The 20,310-nt window shown below is 73.6% G+C and carries 16 protein-coding genes and 1 tRNA gene; 4 read left to right on the plus strand and 13 right to left on the minus strand.

Features of this window, described 5'->3' with window-relative positions; translation table 11 throughout:
• Positions 1-24: 24 nt before the first annotated feature.
• Together OCU29_RS15115 and OCU29_RS15120 are read left to right on the plus strand one after the other, a co-directional pair.
• Positions 25-97 (plus strand) — tRNA-Leu (locus OCU29_RS15115).
• A gap of 52 nt (positions 98-149) precedes the next feature.
• On the plus strand, positions 150-890 hold the full coding sequence (locus tag OCU29_RS15120) for a transcriptional regulator (protein ID WP_261820563.1): 741 nt from the start codon (positions 150-152) through the stop codon (positions 888-890).
• Positions 891-911: 21 nt separating this feature from the next.
• Here the strand turns inward: OCU29_RS15120 and pyk are convergent, their stop codons facing one another.
• The 8 genes from pyk to trpC all read right to left on the minus strand — a co-directional run bounded on the left by pyk (position 912) and on the right by trpC (position 13,081).
• The gene (gene pyk / locus OCU29_RS15125; RefSeq protein ID WP_261820564.1) at positions 912-2,369 is read right to left on the minus strand and encodes a pyruvate kinase; all 1,458 of its coding nucleotides are present in this window, start codon (positions 2,367-2,369) and stop codon (positions 912-914) included.
• Between the two features lie 93 nt (positions 2,370-2,462).
• The gene (locus OCU29_RS15130; RefSeq protein ID WP_261820565.1) at positions 2,463-3,929 is read right to left on the minus strand and encodes a glutamate synthase subunit beta; all 1,467 of its coding nucleotides are present in this window, start codon (positions 3,927-3,929) and stop codon (positions 2,463-2,465) included.
• Positions 3,922-8,481, minus strand: coding sequence for a glutamate synthase large subunit (gene gltB, locus OCU29_RS15135; RefSeq protein WP_261820566.1), 4,560 nt, complete (start codon positions 8,479-8,481; stop codon positions 3,922-3,924). Before gltB ends, OCU29_RS15130 begins: the two co-directional genes overlap by 8 nt.
• Positions 8,482-8,670: 189 nt before the next feature.
• Complete coding sequence (gene lgt, locus OCU29_RS15140; RefSeq protein ID WP_261820567.1) at positions 8,671-9,561, minus strand: prolipoprotein diacylglyceryl transferase; 891 nt, start codon at positions 9,559-9,561, stop codon at positions 8,671-8,673.
• Between the two features lie 2 nt (positions 9,562-9,563).
• Complete coding sequence (locus OCU29_RS15145; RefSeq protein ID WP_261820568.1) at positions 9,564-10,193, minus strand: SCO family protein; 630 nt, start codon at positions 10,191-10,193, stop codon at positions 9,564-9,566.
• On the minus strand, positions 10,186-11,010 hold the full coding sequence (gene trpA, locus OCU29_RS15150; protein ID WP_261820569.1) for a tryptophan synthase subunit alpha: 825 nt from the start codon (positions 11,008-11,010) through the stop codon (positions 10,186-10,188). Before trpA ends, OCU29_RS15145 begins: the two co-directional genes overlap by 8 nt.
• Positions 11,007-12,302, minus strand: coding sequence for a tryptophan synthase subunit beta (trpB, locus tag OCU29_RS15155; protein ID WP_179616837.1), 1,296 nt, complete (start codon positions 12,300-12,302; stop codon positions 11,007-11,009). The genes trpA and trpB overlap by 4 nt, the downstream gene beginning before the upstream one ends.
• Positions 12,299-13,081, minus strand: a complete 783-nt coding sequence (gene trpC / locus OCU29_RS15160; protein ID WP_179616838.1) for an indole-3-glycerol phosphate synthase TrpC — start codon at positions 13,079-13,081, stop codon at positions 12,299-12,301. Before trpC ends, trpB begins: the two co-directional genes overlap by 4 nt.
• 197 nt (positions 13,082-13,278) lie before the next feature.
• On the opposite strand from trpC, the gene OCU29_RS15165 reads away from it, so the two are divergent.
• Entirely contained in the window at positions 13,279-13,599 is a 321-nt protein-coding gene (locus tag OCU29_RS15165; RefSeq protein WP_179616839.1) for a CD225/dispanin family protein, read from the plus strand.
• A 5-nt stretch (positions 13,600-13,604) separates the two neighbouring features.
• Positions 13,605-14,060, plus strand: coding sequence for a DUF2752 domain-containing protein (locus tag OCU29_RS15170; protein ID WP_261820570.1), 456 nt, complete (start codon positions 13,605-13,607; stop codon positions 14,058-14,060).
• A gap of 22 nt (positions 14,061-14,082) precedes the next feature.
• Here OCU29_RS15170 and OCU29_RS15175 read toward each other — a convergent pair whose 3' ends face one another.
• From OCU29_RS15175 to OCU29_RS15195, 5 genes are all read right to left on the minus strand, one after another.
• Entirely contained in the window at positions 14,083-14,523 is a 441-nt protein-coding gene (locus OCU29_RS15175) for a DUF2752 domain-containing protein (protein ID WP_261820571.1), read from the minus strand.
• Positions 14,524-14,536: 13 nt separating this feature from the next.
• Complete coding sequence (locus OCU29_RS15180; protein WP_179616842.1) at positions 14,537-14,740, minus strand: HGxxPAAW family protein; 204 nt, start codon at positions 14,738-14,740, stop codon at positions 14,537-14,539.
• Between the two features lie 58 nt (positions 14,741-14,798).
• Complete coding sequence (locus OCU29_RS15185) at positions 14,799-15,452, minus strand: Trp biosynthesis-associated membrane protein (RefSeq protein ID WP_261820572.1); 654 nt, start codon at positions 15,450-15,452, stop codon at positions 14,799-14,801.
• Positions 15,445-15,810, minus strand: coding sequence for a phosphoribosyl-AMP cyclohydrolase (hisI, locus tag OCU29_RS15190; protein WP_179616844.1), 366 nt, complete (start codon positions 15,808-15,810; stop codon positions 15,445-15,447). The genes OCU29_RS15185 and hisI overlap by 8 nt, the downstream gene beginning before the upstream one ends.
• 85 nt (positions 15,811-15,895) lie before the next feature.
• Positions 15,896-20,269, minus strand: coding sequence for a carboxypeptidase regulatory-like domain-containing protein (locus OCU29_RS15195; protein ID WP_261820573.1), 4,374 nt, complete (start codon positions 20,267-20,269; stop codon positions 15,896-15,898).
• Between the last annotated feature and the right edge of the window lie 41 nt (positions 20,270-20,310).

The following is a 20,310-nucleotide window of genomic DNA, read 5'->3' on the forward strand; positions in this document are numbered from 1 at the left end:
CTAGTAGCGTCACGACGGCGACGCGCCCCGGTAGTCCAAGGGCAGAGACACGGTGCTCAAACCACCGCCAGTGTGGGTTCGAATCCCACCCGGGGCACGCGACCGCCTCCGTCCGGCCGGGTGTCGGTGCCGGGGCCGATGCTGGGGGCGTGCACCCCGCCACCGTCCGTCAGGCAGCCGAGACGCTGCTCGCGAGAGGGCTGGGCCCCTCGGAGGTGGCCCGGCTGCTCGGGGTGCCCCGCACGACCGTGCGCGACTGGTCCCGACCGCGCACGCACGCACCGCGTGGCGAGTGCCCCCGGTGCACCTCGGCTCCCCTGGCATCCACGTACGCCGCGCTGCTGGGGTTCTACCTCGGGGACGGCCACGTCTCGAGGGCTGCGCGGTACCACGCCCTGCGCATCTCCTGCGACGCCGGCTACCCCGGCATCGTCGACGACGTCGCGGGCCTGCTCGTCGACGTGCGACCCGGCGCCCGGGTGTTCCGCGTATCCGCACCCGGCGTGGTCGTGGTGCAGGCCCACTGGCAGCACTGGCCCTGCCTCCTCCCCCAGCACGGACCGGGACGCAAGCACGAGCGCCCGATCCGGCTCCAGCGCTGGCAGGAGGAGGCGGTGCGCCGCGACCCCGGCGGCTTCCTCCGGGGGCTCCTGCACTCCGACGGCTGCCGGGTCCACAACTGGACCCGCAAGCAGGTCCAGGGTGAGACGAGGCGCTACGACTACCCGCGCTGGCAGTTCAGCAACCGTTCCGAGGACATCCTGGCGCTGTGCTGCTGGGCGCTCGACCTGGTCGGGGTGGCGTGGCGGCGCTCGAGCCCGACCGTCGTCAGCGTCTCGACCCGCGCCGGGGTGGCCCGGGTGGACGCCCTGGTGGGACCCAAGACCTGAGCCGACCGGTCAGGTCGGGGCTCAGCGCCGCTGGTAGGCCGGTGCGACCTCGTTGATCGCGTCGCCCATCTGGTGGATGCGCAGCGCGTTGGTCGAGCCCGGGATGCCCGGGGGCGCACCGGCGATGATGACGACCAGGTCGCCCTCCTGCACGCGCCCGATCTTGAGCAGCTGCTCGTCGACCTGGCGGACCATCTCGTCGGTGTGCTCGACCTGCTGGGTGCGGAAGGTCTCGACGCCCCAGGTCAGCGACAGCTGCGAGCGCACGATGTTCTCGGGCGTGAAGGCCAGCAGCGGCACCCGGCCGCGCAGCCGCGCCATCCGGCGCGCGGTGTCGCCGCTGGTGGTGAAGGCGACGACGTACTTCGCACCGACCCGCTCGGCGACCTCGGCGGCCGCCTTGGCGATGACGCCGGAGCGGGTGTGGGGGTCCCAGTCGATCGTGGCGACGCCCGAGCCGTTGCTGGCCAGGGCGTGGGTCTCGGTCGAGGTGATGATGCGCGCCATCGTCTCGACGGCCGTGACGGCGTGGTCACCGACGCTGGTCTCGCCCGAGAGCATCACCGCGTCGGCCCCGTCGAGGACGGCGTTGGCGACGTCGGAGGCCTCGGCACGGGTCGGCGAGGGCGAGCTGATCATCGACTCCAGCATCTGGGTGGCCACGATGACCGGCTTCGCGTTGAGGCGGGCCTGCTCGATGATCCGCTTCTGCAGGAACGGCACGTGCTCGAGCGGGCACTCCACGCCCAGGTCGCCGCGGGCGACCATGAAGCCGTCGAAGGCGGCGATGATCTCGTCGAGGTTGTCCATCGCCTGGGGCTTCTCGATCTTGGCGATGACCGGCACCAGGACGCCCTCCTCGCGCATGATCGCGCGCACGTCCTCGGCGTCGGCGGCGTTGCGCACGAAGGACAGCGCCACGAAGTCGACGCTGAGGTGCAGCGCGAAGCGGAGGTCCTCGATGTCCTTCTCCGACAGCGCCGGCACGGACACGGCGACACCGGGCAGGTTGATGCCCTTGTTGTTGCTGACCTTCCCGCCCACGACGACCTCGCAGCGCACGTCGGTCTCACCGACCTCGAGCACGCGCAGGCGGATCCGCCCGTCGTCGATCAGCAGCGGGTCGCCCTCGGCGACGTCACCGGGCAGGCCCTTGTACGTCGTGCCGCAGATCTTGTCGTCACCAGGGACGTCGCGGGTGGTGATCGTCCACTCTGCTCCGGCCTCCAGGTGCGCCGAGCCCTCGGCGAAGGTCTCGAGACGGATCTTGGGGCCCTGGAGGTCGGCGACGATGCCGACCCCGTGGCCGAGCTCGTCGGCGGCCTCGCGCACCAGCCGGTAGGTGGCGGCGTGGTCGGCGTGGCTGCCGTGGCTCATGTTCAACCGGGCGACGTCCATGCCGGCGCCGACGAGGGCACGGATGCTCTCGCGCGAGGAGGTCACGGGGCCGAGGGTGCAGACGATCTTGGCTCTACGCACGTCCCTCACCCTACCGGGCTGTTGGATCGTTCCAACACCGGTGTCACGGGTGTGTCCCGCCGGGCCGCCGCAGCGGCCCGACGGGACCCGCGCTCAGACCGTCAGCGGGCGGTCGGTCGGCTTGACCGGCGCCGGCAGCGCGGTCTCGCCGGTGAGGAACGCGTCGACGTACGACGCCGCGGCCCGACCTTCGGCGATCGCCCACACGATGAGCGACTGGCCGCGACCGCAGTCGCCGGCCACGTAGACGCCCGGGCGCGACGAGGCGTACGACGCGTCGCGGCGCACGTTGCCGCGCTCGTCGAGCTCGAGGCCCAGCTGCTCGACCAGTCCGCCCTGCTCGGGGCCGGTGAAGCCCATCGCGAAGAGCACCAGGTCGGCCGGGATCTCGCGGCTGGTGCCCTCGACCTCGGTGAGGCGCCCGTCCTCGAAGACCACGTCGACCAGCTCGAGGGCGCGCACGTTGCCCTCGTCGTCGCCGATGAAGCGCTTGGTGGAGACCGCGTAGACGCGCTCCCCCGCCTCCTCGTGGGCCGAGGAGACGCGGAACGTCATCGGGTACGTCGGCCACGGCTGGCCTGCGGGCCGGGCCTCGGGCGGCTCCGGCATGATCTCGAGCTGGGTGATCGAGGCGGCCTTCTGGCGCGTCGAGGTGCCCAGGCAGTCGGCGCCGGTGTCGCCGCCGCCGATGATCACCACGTGCTTGCCGTCGGCGCGGATCTGGTCGTCGACCGACTCCCCCAGCGCGACCCGGTTGGCCTGCGGGAGGAACTCCATCGCCTGGTGGATGCCCGCGAGCTCGCGGCCCTCGACGTCGAGGTCGCGGGCCACGGTGGACCCGGTGGCCAGCACGACGGCGTCGTAGCGGTCGGCGAGCCGGGCCCCGGTGAGGTCGCCGCCGACGTCGACGCCGGCCCGGAAGACGGTGCCCTCGCGGCGCATCTGGTCCAGGCGCCGGTCGAGGTGCTTCTTCTCCATCTTGAACTCGGGGATGCCGTAGCGCAGCAGCCCGCCGATCTTGTCGGCGCGCTCGTAGACGGCCACGGTGTGCCCGGCGCGGGTCAGCTGCTGGGCGGCGGCCAGCCCGGCCGGACCGGAGCCGATGACGGCCACGGTGCGGCCCGAGAGCCACTCCGGCGGCTGGGGCCGCACGGAGCCGGACTCCCAGGCGCGGTCGATGATCGAGACCTCGACGTTCTTGATCGTCACCGGGTCCTGGTTGATGCCCAGCACGCAGGCGGTCTCGCAGGGGGCCGGGCAGAGGCGACCGGTGAACTCCGGGAAGTTGTTGGTCGCGTGCAGCCGCTCGATGGCCCCCTCCCAGTCGTCGCGCCAGACCAGGTCGTTCCACTCGGGGATGATGTTGCCCAGCGGGCAGCCCTGGTGGCAGAAGGGGATGCCGCAGTCCATGCAGCGTCCGGCCTGCGGGGTGATGATCGGCAGCAGGGCGCGGCCGACACCGTCGGGGTAGACCTCGTTCCAGTCCTCCACCCGCTCCTCGACAGGTCGACGGGTCGCGACCTTGCGACCCTCCTTGAGAAAGCCCTTGGGGTCAGCCATGGAGCGCCTCCATCATCGCGTGTGCGGTCTCGTTCTCGTCAAGCCCGTCGGCCTCGGCCTTAGCCTTGGCCTCCAGGGAGATGCGGTAGTCGCGCGGCATCACCTCGGTGAAGCGGGCCAGCGACTGCGACCAGTCGGCCAGCAGCTCCTCGGCGACCTCCGAACCGGTCTCCTCCAGGTGGGTGCGCACGAGCGCCTCGAGCTCGGTGGCGGCCTCGCCCTCGACGGGGGCCAGCTCGACGAGCTCGCGGTTGACCCGCGCCTCGTCGAGGTCCAGCACCCAGGCGACACCGCCGGACATGCCGGCCGCGACGTTGCGGCCGGTGGGGCCCAGCACGACCAGGCGACCGCCGGTCATGTACTCGGCGGCGTGGTCGCCCACGCCCTCGACGACCACCTGCGCACCGGAGTTGCGCACGCAGCAGCGCTCGCCCACCCCGCCGCGGATGAACACCTGGCCCGAGGTGGCGCCGTAGGCGATCGTGTTGCCGGCGATGATCTGCTCGGAGGCGGTGAAGGTCGCCGCGCGGTCGGGCCGCACCACGACCCGTCCGCCCGAGAGGCCCTTGCCGACGTAGTCGTTGGCGTCGCCCTCGAGGCGCAGGGTGATGCCGCGCGGCACGAACGCGCCGAACGACTGCCCGGCCGAGCCGAGGAACGTCAGGTCGATCGTGCCGTCGGGCAGGCCCTCGCCGCCGTAGCGCTTGGTCACCTCGTGGCCCAGGATCGTGCCGACGGTGCGGTGCACGTTGCGCACCGCGACCTGGGCGCGCACGGGCTCGCCGCTCTCCAGCGCCGCCTGGGCCAGCGGCACCAGCTCGGTGACGTCGAGCGACTTCTCCAGACCGTGGTCCTGCGTCTTGGTGCAGCGCGGGTCCTGGTCGGGGAAGGCAGCGCCGTCGGGCACGTGCAGGATCGGGCTCAGGTCGAGCCCGGCCGCCTTCCAGTGGTCGACGGCCGGCGCCACGTCGAGCGCGCCGACCTGGCCGATGGCCTCGTCGAGGCTGCGGAACCCGAGCTCGGCGAGGAGCTCGCGCACCTCCTCGGCGATGTAGGTGAAGAAGTTGACGATGTACTCGGCCTTGCCCGAGAACCGCTCGCGCAGCACCGGGTTCTGCGTCGCCACGCCCACCGGGCAGGTGTCGAGGTGGCAGACCCGCATCATGATGCAGCCCGAGACCACCAGCGGGGCGGTGGCGAAGCCGTACTCCTCCGCGCCGAGCAGCGCCGCGACGACGACGTCGCGACCGGTCTTGAGCTGGCCGTCGGTCTGCACCACGATCCGGTCGCGCAGGCCGTTGAGCAGCAGGGTCTGCTGGGTCTCGGCGAGGCCGAGCTCCCACGGACCGCCGGCGTGCTTCAGCGAGGTCAGCGGCGAGGCGCCGGTGCCGCCGTCGTGGCCCGAGATCAGCACCACGTCGGCGTGCGCCTTCGAGACACCGGTCGCGACCGTGCCGACCCCGACCTCGGAGACCAGCTTGACGTGCACGCGGGCCGAGGGGTTGGCGTTCTTGAGGTCGTGGATCAGCTGCGCCAGGTCCTCGATCGAGTAGATGTCGTGGTGCGGCGGCGGGCTGATCAGGCCCACGCCCGGTGTGCTGTGGCGCGTCTTGGCCACCCACGGGTAGACCTTGTGGCCGGGCAGCTGCCCGCCCTCGCCGGGCTTGGCGCCCTGCGCCATCTTGATCTGGATGTCGTCGGCGTTGGTGAGGTACTCCGACGTCACGCCGAACCGGCCGCTGGCGACCTGCTTGATCGAGCTGCGGCGCTCGGGGTCGTAGAGCCGCTCGGCGTCCTCGCCACCCTCACCGGTGTTCGACTTCGCGCCCAGCCGGTTCATCGCGATGGCCAGCGTCTCGTGGGCCTCGCCGCTGATCGAGCCGTAGGACATCGCGCCGGTGGAGAAGCGCCTGACGATCTCGGAGACCGGCTCGACCTCCTCGATCGGCACGGGCGCGCGGCCGCTCTCGGTGGCGTCCTTGAAGCGGAACAGCCCGCGCAGCGTCATCAGCCGCTCGGCCTGCTCGTCGACGCGCTGGGTGTACTGCTTGAAGACGTCGTAGCGACCGGCACGCGTGGAGTGCTGGAGGCGGAAGACGGTCTCGGGGTCGAAGAGGTGCGGCTCGCCCTCGCGGCGCCACTGGTACTCGCCGCCGATCTCGAGCTCGCGGTGCGCGGGCATGATGCCCCCGCGCGGGTACGCCGTGCGGTGGCGGCGCGCGACCTCCTCGGCGATGGTGTCGAGCTCGATGCCCCCGAGCTTGGAGGTGGTGCCGGTGAAGTACTTGTCGACCACCGACTGCGAGAGCCCGAGGGCCTCGAAGATCTGCGCACCGGTGTAGGAGGCGACCGTGGAGACGCCCATCTTCGACATCACCTTGAGCACGCCCTTGCCCAGTGCCTTGACCAGGTTGGCCACGGCCTGCTCGGGCTCGGTGGTGACGTAGTAGCCCTCGCGGGCCAGGTCCTCGGCCGACTCCATGGCCAGGTAGGGGTTGACCGCGGCGGCGCCGTAGCCGACCAGCAGCGCCACGTGGTGGGTCTCGCGCACGTCGCCGGCCTCGACCAGCAGGCCCACCTGGGTGCGGGTCTTCTCGCGCACCAGGTGGTGGTGGACCGCGGCGGTGAGCAGCAGCGACGGGATCGGCGCCAGCTCGGCGGTGGAGTGGCGGTCCGAGAGCACGATGATGCGTGCGCCCTCGGCGATCGCGGCGCTGACCTCGGCGCACACCTCGTCGATGCGCGCGGCCAGGGCGGCCCCGCCGCCCTCGACCTCGTACAGGCCGCGGGAGACGTGGGTGATGAAGCCCGGCATGTCGCCGTCGCGGTTGACGTGGCGGATCTTGGCCAGGTCGTCGTTGGAGATCACCGGGAACGGCAGCACCACCTGGCGGCAGGAGGCCGGGGTGGGCTCGAGCAGGTTCGCCTCGGGGCCGATGGTGCCGTTGAGCGAGGTGACGAGCTCCTCGCGGATGGCGTCGAGCGGCGGGTTGGTGACCTGCGCGAAGAGCTGGGCGAAGTAGTCGAACAGCAGGCGCGGCTTCTCCGAGAGCGCCGCGATCGGCGTGTCGGTGCCCATCGAGCCGATCGGCTCGGCGCCGGTGTTGGCCATCGGCGTCACGATGACGCGCAGCTCCTCCTCGGTGTAGCCGAAGACCTGCTGGCGGCGGGTGACGCTGGCGTGGGTGTGCACGATGTGCTCGCGCTCGGGGATGTCGTCGAGGTGGATCAGCCCGGCGTGCAGCCACTCCTCGTAGGGGTGCTCGGCCGCGAGGCCCGACTTCACCTCCTCGTCCTCGATGATGCGGTGCTCCTCGGTGTCGACGAGGAACATCCGGCCCGGCTGCAGCCGGCCCTTGCGCACGATCGTGGCCGGGTCGAGGTCGAGGACGCCGACCTCGGAGGCCAGCACGACCAGGCCGTCGTCGGTGACCCAGTAGCGCGAGGGGCGCAGGCCGTTGCGGTCGAGGACCGCGCCGATCTGGTCGCCGTCGGTGAAGACCACGCAGGCGGGCCCGTCCCAGGGCTCCATCATGCTGGCGTGGAACTCGTAGAAGGCGCGGCGGGCCGCGTCCATCTCGGTGTTGTTCTCCCACGCCTCGGGGATCATCATCAGCACCGAGTGGGGCAGCGAGCGCCCACCCATGTGCAGCAGCTCGAGGACCTCGTCGAAGGACGCGGAGTCCGAGGCGCCGTCGGTGACGATCGGGTAGAGCCGCTCGAGGTCGCCGGGGATCAGGTCGGAGTCGAGCAGCGCCTCGCGGGCCCGCATCCAGTTGCGGTTGCCCATCACGGTGTTGATCTCGCCGTTGTGCGCGATGTAGCGGAACGGGTGCGAGAGCGGCCAGCTCGGGAAGGTGTTGGTCGAGAACCGCGAGTGCACCACGGCCAGGGCCGAGGCGACCCGCTCGTCGACCAGGTCGGGGTAGAACTGGTCGAGCTGCTCGGTGGTGAGCATGCCCTTGTAGGCCAGCGTGCGCGAGGACAGCGACGGGAAGTACACGTCGCTCTCGCGCTCGGCGCGCTTGCGCAGGCAGAAGGCCATCCGCTCCAGCGACATGCCGGTGACCCGCTGGGTCGCGCCGGCCACGAAGAGCTGGCGGAAGGTCGGCATCACGCCGAGGGCGGTCGCGCCCAGCATGCTGGGGTCGATCGGGACCTCGCGCCAGCCGAGGACCGCGAGGCCCTCCTCGGCGGCGATCTCCTCGATGCGGGCCACGGTGGCGGCCACGTGCTCGTCGTCGCCCGGCAGGAACGCCGTGCCGACGGCGTACGCGCGCTGCGGCGGCAGCTCGACGCCGATCTCGGCGCACGCCTCGCGCAGGAACGCGTCGGGCACCTGCATCAGGATGCCGGCGCCGTCACCGGAGTCCGGCTCGGCGCCCGCGGCACCGCGGTGCTCGAGGTTGCGCAGGGCGGTGAGTGCCTGGGCCACGATGTCGTGGCTGGCGACGCCGGTCAGGGTCGCGACGAAGGCCACACCGCACGCGTCGTGCTCGTGGCGGGGGTCGTAGAGCCCTTGGGGCGGCGGGAATGCGTGCTGGTAGGGCACCGGGGTCTCCCGTCGTCGTCGCCGCCGGGGCAGGACCCTGGTCGAGCTGGTCCGAGAACCGGCGACTGCGGTGGAGCGGAACATGAGTCGAGCGCAGGGGACGACATTGGCCCACGCGAAGGATCAGGCTAGCACCGAGACCCCCGCACCCCCGTCCGCACGGTCCTGGGCGCCGCCAGGTGAGACGGCTCAGGCGGTCGGCTCGTCGGCGGGCTCGCGGCCGGGCTCGTAGACCTGGCTCTCGCGCTCGGGGTGGCGACGCCGCGACCACACCAGGAAGGCGACGGCCACCACGAGCAGCACGATCGAGGTCCACACGTTGAAGCGCAGCCCACCCACGTCGGAGAGCTCCACGTCGTCGATGCGCAGGGTCTCGATCCAGCCGCGGCCCAGCGAGTAGAGCGCGACGTACGCCGCGAGCACCTGGCCGTGGCCGAGCCGGAAGCGCCGGTCGGCCCAGACCAGCACCGCGAAGGCGGCCAGCGCCCACAGCGACTCGTAGAGGAAGGTGGGGTGGAAGGTGGTGCCGGGCTCGAAGCTGCGCCCCGGTGGCCAGCTCGCCGGGTCGATCTCCAGGCCCCAGGGCAGGTCGGTGGGCCGGCCGTAGAGCTCCTGGTTGAACCAGTTGCCCCAGCGCCCCAGCGCCTGGGCCACCAGCACGCCGGGGGCCATCGCGTCGAGCACCGGCAGCAGCCGGATGCCCTTGCGCCGGGCCCCGAGCACGACGCCCACCGCGCCCAGCGCGATGCCGCCCCAGATGCCCAGGCCGCCCTTCCAGATGTAGAGCGCCTGCCAGGGGTCGCCGTCCGCGCCGAAGTAGCGCCCGGCATCGGTGGCCACGTGGTAGGCCCGCGCCCCGACGAGCCCGAAGGGCACCGCCCAGATCGCGAGGTCCTGGATGTCGCCGGCGCGCCCGCCCCGGGCCACCCAGCGCCGCTCGCCGATCCAGATCGCGGCCACGATGCCGAGGATGATGCACAGCGCGTAGCCGCGCAGCGGCAACGGACCGAGGTACCAGATCCCCTCCGAGGGGCTCGGGATCGAGAGCGGCAGCAGCTGCAGCACCGGCCAGGACGTCATCGTCAGCTCCTCGCGAGCAGGGTGTGGATGTCGGCGGCGAACTGCGCCGACGACGTCTCCTGGCCCCAGTAGAGCGGCGCGTCGTCGCCGCCGTCGATGGCCACCACCTGGGTGCTGTGGGTGTTGGGGTCGTAGCCGCCGCTGGGCAGGCGGGTGCCGTCGGTGACACCGATGGCGATCGACTCCCCCACCTCCTCGATGTCGTCGAGGTCGCCGGTCAGGCCGGTGAAGTCGGGGTCGATGCGGTCGAGGTAGGCGCGCACCGTCTCGGCGTCGTCGCGGGCGGGGTCGCTGGTCACGAAGACCACCTCGACCTGCTCGCGGTCGGCCTCGTCGAGCCGGGTCATCGCGCTGGCCAGGTTCGTCAGCACGGCCGGGCAGATGTCGGGGCAGCGGGTGTAGCCGAAGAACACCAGGGTCAGGCGGGCGTCGGTGTCCTCGGTCAGCGAGTAGGGCTCGCCGTCGGTGTCGGTCAGCGGCGTCGAGGACACGTCGAAGGGCGGGTCGACGACCTGGGCGCTCAGCGCCCCGCCCGTCGCCTCGCTGCCGCCGCCGCAGGCGCTGAGCAGCAGGGAGGCGGTGAGCAGCGCCGGGGCCAGCAGCCGGCGGGTGGCGCGCGGGCGCTCAGCCACGTCGTACCCCCTCGGCCAGGTCGCGGGTCAGCGCGCGCAGGGCCTCGAGGCCCGCGGCGCGGTCGTCGGGGTGGTCGAGCAGCGTGCGCACGAACGCCGAGCCGACGATCACCGCGTCGGCGTACGACGCCACCTCGGCCGCCTGGTCCCCGTTGCCGACCCCGAGCCCGACGCCGACCGGCAGGTCGAGGCCAGCCTCGGCCACGGCCTCCTTGGTGCGGGCCACGAGCGGGCCGGCGAGGTCGCTGGTGGTGGTGCGGGCCCCGGTCACGCCCATGACGGCCGTCGCGTAGACGAAGCCGCGGCTGGCGCGCACCGTCATCGCGACCCGCTCGGGGGTCGAGGAGGGCGCGACGAGGAAGATCTTGTCGAGGCCGTGCCGGTCGGCGGCGGCGATCCACTCCGGGGCGAAGTCGGGGGTCAGGTCGGGGGTGATCAGGCCTGCTCCCCCCGCGTCGGCCAGGCCGGCGGCGAACCGCTCGACGCCGTAGCGCTCGACCGGGTTCCAGTAGGTCATCACGACGGTGGGGGTGCCGGTGGCGGCGACCGCCTCGACGGTGCGCAGCACGTCGTCGGTGCGGGTGCCGCCCTCGAGCGCCTGCTGCGCGGCGGCCTGGATGGTGGGGCCGTCCATCACCGGGTCGGAGTAGGGCAGCCCGACCTCGATGACGTCGCAGCCGGCCTCGACCATGGCCAGCATCGCGTCGATGCCGCCCTGGACGTCGGGGAAGCCGGCCGGCAGGTAGCCGACCAGTGCGGCCCGGCCCTCGGCGCGGGTCCGCTCGAAGACGGCCTGCATGGGGGTCGTCGCGCTCATCCGACGGGCTCCTCGGTCACCTTGTCGGGGTCGCCGAGCCCGAAGTACTCGATGGCGGTGCCCATGTCCTTGTCGCCGCGCCCGGAGAGGCTGATCAGCACGGTGGCCTCCGGGCCCTTCTCCACGGCCAGCCGCTCGGCCACCCGCAGCGCGCCGGCGACCGCGTGGGCGGTCTCGATGGCCGGGATGATGCCCTCGGCCCGGCTGAGCAGCGACATCGCGCTCATCGCCTCGTCGTCGGTCACCGGCAGGTACGTCGCGCGGCCGGTGGCGGCGAGGTGGGCGTGCTGGGGGCCGACGCCGGGGTAGTCGAGGCCGGCGCTGATCGAGTGGGACTCCAGCGTCTGGCCGTCGGCGTCCTGCAGCACGTAGGTGCGCGCGCCGTGGAGCACGCCCCGGTCGGCGGCGTGGATGGTGGCCGCGTGGCGCGGGGTGTCGACGCCCTCTCCCCCGGGCTCGAAGCCGTAGATCGCGACGTCGTCGTCCTCGAGGAACGCGCTGAAGAGACCGATCGCGTTGGACCCGCCGCCCACGCAGGCGGCGATCGCGTCGGGCAGCACGCCGTACTGCTCGAGGCACTGGGCGCGGGCCTCGTCGCCGATGCCGCGGGTGAAGTCGCGCACCATGCTCGGGAACGGGTGCGGGCCGGCGGCGGTGCCGAAGAGGTAGGCGGTGTGGTCGACCGAGGCGACCCAGTCGCGCAGCGCCTCGTTGATGGCGTCCTTGAGCGTGGCGCTGCCGGACTCGACCGGCACCACCTTGGCGCCCAGCAGGTGCATGCGCGCCACGTTGAGCGCCTGGCGACGGGTGTCGACGGCGCCCATGTAGACGGTGCAGTCGAGCCCGAAGTACGCCGCGGCCGTCGCGCTGGCCACGCCGTGCTGGCCGGCGCCGGTCTCGGCGATGACGCGGGTCTTGCCCATCCGCTTCGTCAGCAGCGCCTGGCCCAGCACGTTGCGGATCTTGTGGGCGCCGGTGTGGTTGAGGTCCTCGCGCTTGAGCAGCACCCGGCAGCCAACCTGCTCGCTGAGCCGGGTGGCGTGGAACAGCGGGCTGGGCAGGCCGGCGTAGTCGCGCAGCACGTGCTCGAACTCGCCCACGAAGGCGGGGTCGGCCATCGCGTCGGTCCAGGCCTCGGTGAGCTCGTCGAGCGCGGCGATCAGCGCCTCGGGCATGAAGCGGCCGCCCCAGCCCTGCTCGGGCCCGCCGAACCAGCCCTGGGCGTCGGCGTCGAAGCGCCCCGACGGGGACGGGGTGGACGGCGGCGGGGCGGGGCTGCTGGTGCTGCTCATGCCTGGACTCCTGTCATGGCGGTGACGGCGGCCCGGGGGTCGCCGTCCTTGACGAGGGCCTCGCCGACGAGGACCGCGCGGGCCCCCTCGCCGACGTGGCGGCGCACGTCGTCGGGGCCGAGGACGCCCGACTCGGCGACCTTGACCACGTCGTCGGGGATCTGCGGGGCCAGCCGGCCGAAGGTGGCCTGGTCGATCTCGAGGGTCTTGAGGTTGCGGGCGTTGACGCCCACCAGCGGCGCGCCGAGCGCGACCGCGCGCTCGGTCTCGGCCTCGTCGTGCACCTCGACCAGGGCCGTGAGCCCGAGCTCGCCGGCCAGGTCGTGCAGGCGGCGCAGCTCGTCGTCGTCGAGCGCGGCCACGATCAGCAGCGCCAGGTCGGCGCCGGCGGCGCGGGCCTCCCACAGCTGGTAGTCGGTGACGATGAAGTCCTTGCGCAGCAGCGGGGTGTCGACCGCGGCGCGCACCGCGCGCAGGTCGGCCAGCGACCCGCCGAAGCGGCGCTGCTCGGTCAGCACGCTGATCGCGGCCGCCCCGCCGGCGGCGTACTCGCGCGCCAGCACGGTGGGGTCGGGGATGTCGGCGAGCGCGCCCTTGCTGGGGCTGCGCCGCTTGACCTCGGCGATCACGCTCGAGCCGGGGGCGCGCAGGTGCGGCATCGGGTCGCGCGGCGCGTCGACGTCGGCGAGCGCCGCACGCAGGTCGCTCAGCGACGTGGTGGCCTGGCGCTCGGCGAGGTCGACCCGGACGCCGGCGACGATGTCGTCGAGGACGGACACGGGGACTCCTGGAACGGTGGTGGGGACGCCCCTGAGTCTGTCACGCCGCTGGCTGCGCACCCGCCGCGCGGTCCTGTCGCGGGCACCCGGAGATGGTCCTCCGCCTGTTGGCGCGTCCTGCAGCGGCGGGCGGGCAACGGCGATACGTTCGCCCCGTCCTGTCCCGGCCCGCGTGGGCCCACCCCCAGAGGAACCCGATGAGCTACTCCGAGCCGCCTCCCCCGCCGCCCCAGTACGGCCAGCCCGCCTACGGCGGCGGCCCCGACTCCGCCCCGCCGCCCAACAACCTGGTCTGGGCGATCCTCAGCACCCTCTTCTGCTGCCTGCCGCTGGGCGTCGTCTCGATCGTCTTCGCCGCGCAGGTCAACAGCAAGTGGCAGGCCGGCGACCACGCGGGGGCCCGCGAGTCGGCCGACAAGGCCAAGAAGTTCGCGATCTGGTCGGCGGTGGCCGGCATCGTCGTCATCGTGCTCTACGTGGTCGTCGTCATCGCGGTCATGGGTGCCGGCACGGTGTGATGCCGATGCTCGACGAGCTCGACGAGCACCCCGTCGTCCCGGCGCCCGCCGCCCGGCGGGCGCCGGGACGCGCCTGGCTGCCCTTCGTGACGACCGGCCTCCTGGGGCTGGGCGCCGCCGCCGTGGTCGCCACCGTCGACCCGCACGAGCCGGGGCACTACCCGACGTGCCCGTTCCTGTCCGTCACCGGGCTGTACTGCCCGGGCTGCGGCAGCCTGCGCACGCTCAACTCGTTGGCCGGCGGCGACCTGGTCGGGGCGGCCGCGCGCAACCCGTTGACGCTGCTGGCCCTGCCGCTGCTCCTGCTCGCCTACCTGCAGTGGGGCCGCCGGCTGGCCGGGCGGGGCACCTGGTCGCCCACCTCCCTGCCCGCACGCTGGATCTGGCTCCTGCTGGGCGCGCTGCTGGCGTTCTGGGTGCTGCGCAACCTGCCCGGCTGGGACGTCCTGTCCCCTGCGTGACCTGCGTGACCGCCCCGGAGGGTCAGGGTGCGAGCCAGCCGCCGAGGGGCAGCGGCAGGTTCCGCAGCAGGGTGAAGGCCGCGACCGCGGCCAGCGCCGTCACCAGGACCACCGGGGCGGCACGCCCGCGCAGCCGCGCCACCGGCCGGCCGCGCCAGCGCGTGAGCGCCCACAGGCCCAGCAGCACCACGACGACCGGCGCGAGGACGACCAGCAGCAGGTTGCTCGAGGCCGCCGCGGCGACGTCGCCGTGGGTGAGGTCGTTGACCGCGCGCAGCCCCCCGCACCCGGGGCACCAGAACCCCAGCGCGGCGGAGGGGCACAGCCCCCAGCTGCCGGCGACGTGCGGGTCGCGCAGGCGCAGGGCCAGGGTGGCCAGCGCCAGCCCGCCGACGACCAGCCCCGGCGCCCGGAGCCGCTCGCGCCGCGTCGGCTGCGAGGGGGCGGGGGCCAGGACGCTCATCGGCGCGGCAGGCTCAGTGGCCGGACTCCTCGTGCAGGCCCATCTTGGCCATCACGAGGAAGACGAGGCCGGCGGCGACGGTGATCGCCACGCCCGCCCAGAAGACCGGGTAGCTCACGGGGCTGAAGAGCAGGCCCACGCTGCCGACGGTGAACCCGAGGAGTCCCACGACCACCGCGGTCCAGGCTGCGGGGGTGTTGCCGTGGCTGTTCGACATGTCTGGGCTCCTCGGGGGTACGTCGATCGGTGCGGCCGAGTGTAGTGGCGCGGGCCGCTCAGCCCGCACCCCGGTCCGGCCCGGACGTGTCCTCGTCGTCGGGGGCGGTCGGGTCGTGCCCCTCGTCGAGCGCGCGCCACAGGTCGAGGTCGGAGAGCTCCTCGACGGGGCGGGTGGCCGCAGCGGTCGCGGCGGCGCCCGCGCCACCCGTCGGGGCGTCGTAGCGGCTACCCATCTCGGGCCAGTGCGGCACCAGCCGCAGCGCGGCCAGCGAGGCGGCCACGAGCAGCACCGAGCCGGCGACGGCGGCGGCGTACCAGCCGGTGTGGGAGACCTCGGCGTCGGCGGCCCCCACCTGCTGCAGGGCGGTGCGCAGGTCGTCGGCCAGGCTCCCCCAGGCGGTCGCGGCGGCCGCGAGCGCACTCAGTGCGGCGACGACGCCGACGACCACGACGCCGCGGCGCACCACGCCGCGGGTGACCAGGACCACGCCCCAGGCCGCCAGCGCGACCAGTGCCAGCGAGGTCACCAGCGGCATGTCGTAGGCGGTGTCGGTCCCGCCGAGCCCGACCGAGGCGGTGACGCCGGAGCCGGGGTCGCCGTCGACGTCGACGCCCGGGCGGGTGCCGGCCACCGCCACCAGGGCACCGGCGGCCAGGCCGAGCAGCACGACCGGCGCGAAGGTGCGCCGCGCGCGAGCGGGCTCAGCCACGGTCGGCGGCACCGGTCAGCGGGAGCAGGTCGGCGTCGAAGCAGGTGTGCTCGCCGGTGTGGCAGGCCGCCCCGACCTGGTCGACCTTGACCAGGAGGGTGTCGCCGTCGCAGTCGAGGCGCACCTCGACGACGTGCTGGACGTGCCCGGAGGTGTCGCCCTTGACCCAGTACTCCCCGCGGCTGCGCGACCAGTACGTCGCCCGCCCGGTCGAGAGGGTGCGGGCCAGGGCGGTGTCGTCCATCCAGCCCAGCATCAGCACCTCGCCGGTGTCGTGCTGCTGGGCCACGGCGGGGACGAGCCCGTCGCTGGTGCGCTTGAGCCGTGCGGCGACGGCCGGGTCGAGCTGGTCGGTCATGGGCCCATCATCCCCCGCGCGCACCACCGCCCCCGCGCCGGGAGGCACGGGGGCGGTGGTCGGGGACCGCGGCAGCGGTCGGACGTCAGCGGATGCGGAAGCTGATCGTCTTCTTGGCGTTGCGGACGTCCTCGGAGCCGCTGAGGAACTTGACCCGCACGGTGTGGAAGCCGCGCGAGAGGCCGCGGACCACGATCTTGTGCGTGCCCCCGGTCAGGGACTTCCGGGCCAGGGTGCGCCTGTTCTCCTTCAGCACCAGCTCCCCGAGCACCGTGTCGACGGCGTCGGCGAGCACCGCGACCTTGAGCACGAGCTTGGTGCCCTTGGTCCGCTTGACGACGTCGAGCCGGGGCTTCTCCGGACCGGTCGTCCCCTCGCGCACCGTGCCCGCCGTGACCGTGCGCACCGCCTCGGCGCGCTCGGGGTGGGTGTAGGTGACGCGGGCCGAGAGGAGCGTGCCCAGGTCGGCGCCGGTCGGGCGGTAGCGGGTGCCGATGGCGCCCGGGACGGCCTGGCCGTCGCGCAGCCACTGCACGGCGCGGGTCGCGCCGGCCGGGTCGGTGGTGCCGGTGTCGACGACCACCTCCTCACCGACCTCCGCACGCCCCGAGACGCTGGGGGCGGTGAGGACCACGACCGGCTCGACGGGCTCGGCGGCGACGGTGCGCGCCTTCGAGGTGGCCGAGGCGCTGTCGCCGCCCCGGCGGGCGGTCACCACGGCGGCGACCGCCTTGCCGACGAGGCTCTCGGTCACCACGATCGACGACGAGGTCGCGCCGGCGACCGGGGTGCCGTCGGCCAGCCACTGGTAGGAGTACGTCAGGCCGGTGGCGGGGTCCCAGGTGCCGTCGGTGGTGCTGAGCGTGCCGCCGGGGGCGGCGGTGCCCGAGACGACCGGGAGCGCCGTGTTGGTCAGCGGCCCGGAGGCCACCGGGCCGACCGGGTCGGCGGTGGCGGTCCCGGAGGTGAGCCCGGCCTTGCTGGCCGTGACCCGCACCGTGACCAGCTTGCCGGCCTCGGCGGCCCCCAGCTCGTGGGTCGACCGGGTCGCGCCGCCGATGGCCACGCCGTCGGCGAGCCACTGGTAGGAGAACGACGTCGGCTCGTTGGTCCAGGTGCCCTCGGTGGTCGAGAGCGTCTGGCCGACCTGCGGGGTGCCGGTGATCCGGGGTGCCGTGCGGTTCGACACGGTGGTGGGGTCGGGGGCGACGAGCGCCGTCGACTCCGAGGTCGCCGTGCCCGGGTCCATGGCCTGGGCCACGGTGGCCGCCACGCGCACCGCGACGGGCTTGCCCTCGTCGGCGGCGCCGGGCGTGTAGGTCGTGCCGGTCGCGCCGGGGACGGCGCGGCCGTCGACCAGCCACTGGTAGGCGAACGTCGGCGCGTCGGCGTTCCAGGTGCCCGGCTGGGCGGTCAGCGGCTTGCCGACGAACGGCTGGCCGGTGACGCTGGGCAGCGTGGTGGCGCGCAGGCTGCCGCGCACGACCGCCACGGTGGTGCGCGAGACGGCGACCCGGTCGGGCTCGTTGGTGGTCTCGGTGACCTTCAGCGAGATCTTCCGGCCCAGCTGGGCCGCGCCGAGCCGCAGGCTGCTGGTCGTGGCGCCGGCGACGGCCTGGCCGTCGGCGAGCCACTGCAGCTCGAAGGTGCCGCCCTTGCTCCACTCGCCGGTGGTGCCGGTCAGGGTCTCCCCGACGACCGCCCTGCCGGTGACCTGCGGGTCCTGCCGGTTCTCGGTCGTCGGGTCGGCCGGGGCGTAGAACGGCGAGGCCTTCGCCTTGCCGGTCGGCTTGCTGCTCGCCGCCTCGCTGACGTCGCCGGTGGCGCGCCGCGCGGTCAGGTGCACCAGGTAGTGCTTGGCGTCGAAGGTCCCGATGATCGGCGTCGCGCTGGGGATCTCGTAGGTCGCCTTGTCGGAGGTGCCCGACGCCTTGGTCCAGGGACCGGCGGCGGTGTCGGACTGGAACCACTGGTAGGCGTAGGTGACGTCCGCCGCCGACCAGGTGCCGGGCTTGGCGGTCAGCGTGCCGCCCTCGACGGCCTGCCCGGCGATCCACGGCGGGGCCAGGTTGACCGGCCGGCCGTCGCTGAGGCGCACGTCGACACCGGTCGCGGCGACGGAGCCGAGCGTGACGTCGTCGGCGTCGCCGAGGGTCTCCTGGGGCGTCCCGTCGACGGTGTGGAACCCCTTGTCCGGGACCCCGACGCGGTAGGTGCGCGCCCGCACCTTCAGCTCGTAGGTGCCGTCGGTGGTCGTGGGCGCGCTGGCGGTGGGCAGCCGCCAGCTGCTGAGCACGGGCGCACCGTCGCGGATGTCCTGCACGAAGCGGTAGTGCGCGCGGACGGTCTCACCGCGGGCGGGGGCGCCCGTGGTGGTGGTGACGGTGCCGCGGACGGCCGAGACCGGCGGCAGGGCGTAGGTCTGCAGGGTGCGGCTCTGCTCGGGCGCCAGGCTGATGTCGGGCGCCTGGTCGAGGCCGACCAGGCCGGGCAGGAAGCCGTCGTTCTCACCGGTCAGGCGGGCCAGCATCCGGTAGCTGCCGCTGGGCACCGAGAAGGAGAAGCTGCCGTCGGAGCCGGAGACCGGCTTGGCGGCCACCGGGCGCCACTCGGTGTGCGCGGGGCCGCCCCGCTCGCCCTGCTCGGTGTAGGAGACCTTGCGCCACAGCGACACCTCGCCGCCGTCGTCGTACGCCGACCCGTCGGCCTCGGTCAGCGCGCCCGCGAGGACGGCCAGCGTGGGCAGGGTGACGTCGCGGCCGCTGAGGACCTGGTGCTTGGCGACCGAGAGGTTCTGACCCTCGTCGGCGACGGTGGCGGCCGGGAACCAGCGGGGCTCGCGGCCCGGCTTCTCGAAGCGCAGGCGGAAGGGCTTCTCGAGCCCGGCGTCGAGGACCGACACCGCGTAGGTGCCGCTGCGGTCGGTGGGGGTGCCCTCGGCGAACCCGGCCGTGACCCACTCCCCGGTCGCGGTGTCGAGGACCACCGGGGTCACCGTCACGCCCTGCACGGGCTGGCCGGTGGTGTCGCGCACGGTGCCGACGACCTGGGCGATGCGCTCCAGCTGCGCGTCGACGCCGCCCCTCGGAGTGGCGAACGAGGTCTCCACCTTGGTGGCCTCGCTGCGCGTGCCCTTGCGCTCGAAGAACTGCGGGCGGTAGCCGGGCGCGTGGAAGCCCACGACGTAGCCGCCACCGGGCGGCACCTCGGCGGAGTAGAAGCCGTCGGCGCCGGTCGTGGCCTGCGTCTTCTGGGCCTCGGTCCACACCGGCTGGCCCGAGGCGTCCGTGGTGCCGGTCTCGACCGAGATCTTGACGCCTTTGACGGGCTCGTTGGTGCCGGCGTCGCGCACGATGCCCTGGATGGTGGTGGTGCTGCGGCTGCCGAGCCGGGCGTCGAGGGGACGGGCGGTGCCCTCCTCGATCCGCACCAGGGCGGCGCGGGACTTGTCCTGGCTCATCGAGCCGTTGTCGAAGTAGTAGGTGCCGAAGGCGGGGGCCTCCACCTCGACGACGTAGTCGCCGAAGGCCTGGTCGACCAGCCAGCGGCCCTCGACGTCGGTCGTGTCGCTGACCTCCGACGACTCCTTGCCGTCGGCGTCGACCTGGGTGTGGCTCACGGCCCCGGTGCCTCCGTCGGCGTAGCGCCGGGTGAAGACCCGGATCTCCGCGTCCTTGACGGGGGTGCCGTCCGTGGTCACGACCGTGCCGCCCATCTGCGAGCGGGTCGTCTGGGTGAGGAAGCCGTGGACGGTGCTGGCGCTCTGCTTGTCGGCGAGCGTCACCGAGCCGGCCGCCGCGGGGTCCGCGGTGCTGGCCGTGCTCGAGAGGTAGTGGTGGGTGCGGTAGCCGGTGCGCGCGAAGGACAGCTGGTAGCTGCCGGGCAGCAGGCCGTCGAAGCGGTAGGCGCCCTTGGCGTCGGTGGTCGCCGACCGGGGGGTGGTGCCCGTGCGCGACAGGGTGACGGTCGCGCCCGCGACCGGGTCGCCGGCGAGGCTGCCCTTGCGGGTGACCACGCCGCTGAGCTCGGCGCTGCCGACCTCCAGCTGCTCGTCGACGGCCGTGCGTCCGCCGGTCACGGTCACGTAGGTGGCCTGGGCGAGGTCGGTGGTAGCGCTGCCGCCGTCGCGCAGGTAGGCCGGGTCGTAGCCCTGCGCGGTGTAGCCGACCAGGTAGGTGCTGCGGGTCGCGTCGTCCAGCGTGGTCGACCACGCCCCGTTGGCGTCGGTGGTGCCGGCCACGGCCACCAGCTCCTTGAACGCGCCGTTCTCCCGGTCGCCGAGCTTGACGACGACCCCGGACAGGGGCGCTCCGTCCTGCCCGAGCACCTTGCCGGAGACGGTGACCGTCGCAGCGTGGGCGGCCACCGAGAAGGTGCCCAGCACCAGCGCGAGGACGGTCAGGAGCAGCAGCGGCAGCGAGAGCGCTCTGCGGGGGTGGCGGGACGATGACGAGGGCATGGAACACCTCTCCGGTGGGGGACGCGGCACCGCCCGAGAAG

It is taken from the genome of Nocardioides sp. OK12 (assembly GCF_024341885.1).
Lineage (GTDB): Bacteria > Actinomycetota > Actinomycetes > Propionibacteriales > Nocardioidaceae > Nocardioides > Nocardioides marinisabuli.

Excerpts from the sequence above, each read along its gene's own strand:
- trpB (WP_179616837.1), bottom strand. The coding sequence starts at position 12,302 with ATGAGCAGCACCAGCAGCCCCGCCCCGCCGCCGTCCACCCCGTCCCCG.
- OCU29_RS15180 (WP_179616842.1), bottom strand. The coding sequence starts at position 14,740 with ATGTCGAACAGCCACGGCAACACCCCCGCAGCCTGGACCGCGGTGGTC.
- OCU29_RS15175 (WP_261820571.1), bottom strand. The coding sequence starts at position 14,523 with ATGAGCGTCCTGGCCCCCGCCCCCTCGCAGCCGACGCGGCGCGAGCGG.
- OCU29_RS15165 (WP_179616839.1), top strand. The coding sequence starts at position 13,279 with ATGAGCTACTCCGAGCCGCCTCCCCCGCCGCCCCAGTACGGCCAGCCC.
- lgt (WP_261820567.1), bottom strand. The coding sequence starts at position 9,561 with ATGACGTCCTGGCCGGTGCTGCAGCTGCTGCCGCTCTCGATCCCGAGC.
- OCU29_RS15130 (WP_261820565.1), bottom strand. The coding sequence starts at position 3,929 with ATGGCTGACCCCAAGGGCTTTCTCAAGGAGGGTCGCAAGGTCGCGACC.
- OCU29_RS15170 (WP_261820570.1), top strand. The coding sequence starts at position 13,605 with ATGCTCGACGAGCTCGACGAGCACCCCGTCGTCCCGGCGCCCGCCGCC.
- trpA (WP_261820569.1), bottom strand. The coding sequence starts at position 11,010 with ATGAGCGCGACGACCCCCATGCAGGCCGTCTTCGAGCGGACCCGCGCC.
- hisI (WP_179616844.1), bottom strand. The coding sequence starts at position 15,810 with ATGACCGACCAGCTCGACCCGGCCGTCGCCGCACGGCTCAAGCGCACC.
- OCU29_RS15195 (WP_261820573.1), bottom strand. The coding sequence starts at position 20,269 with ATGCCCTCGTCATCGTCCCGCCACCCCCGCAGAGCGCTCTCGCTGCCG.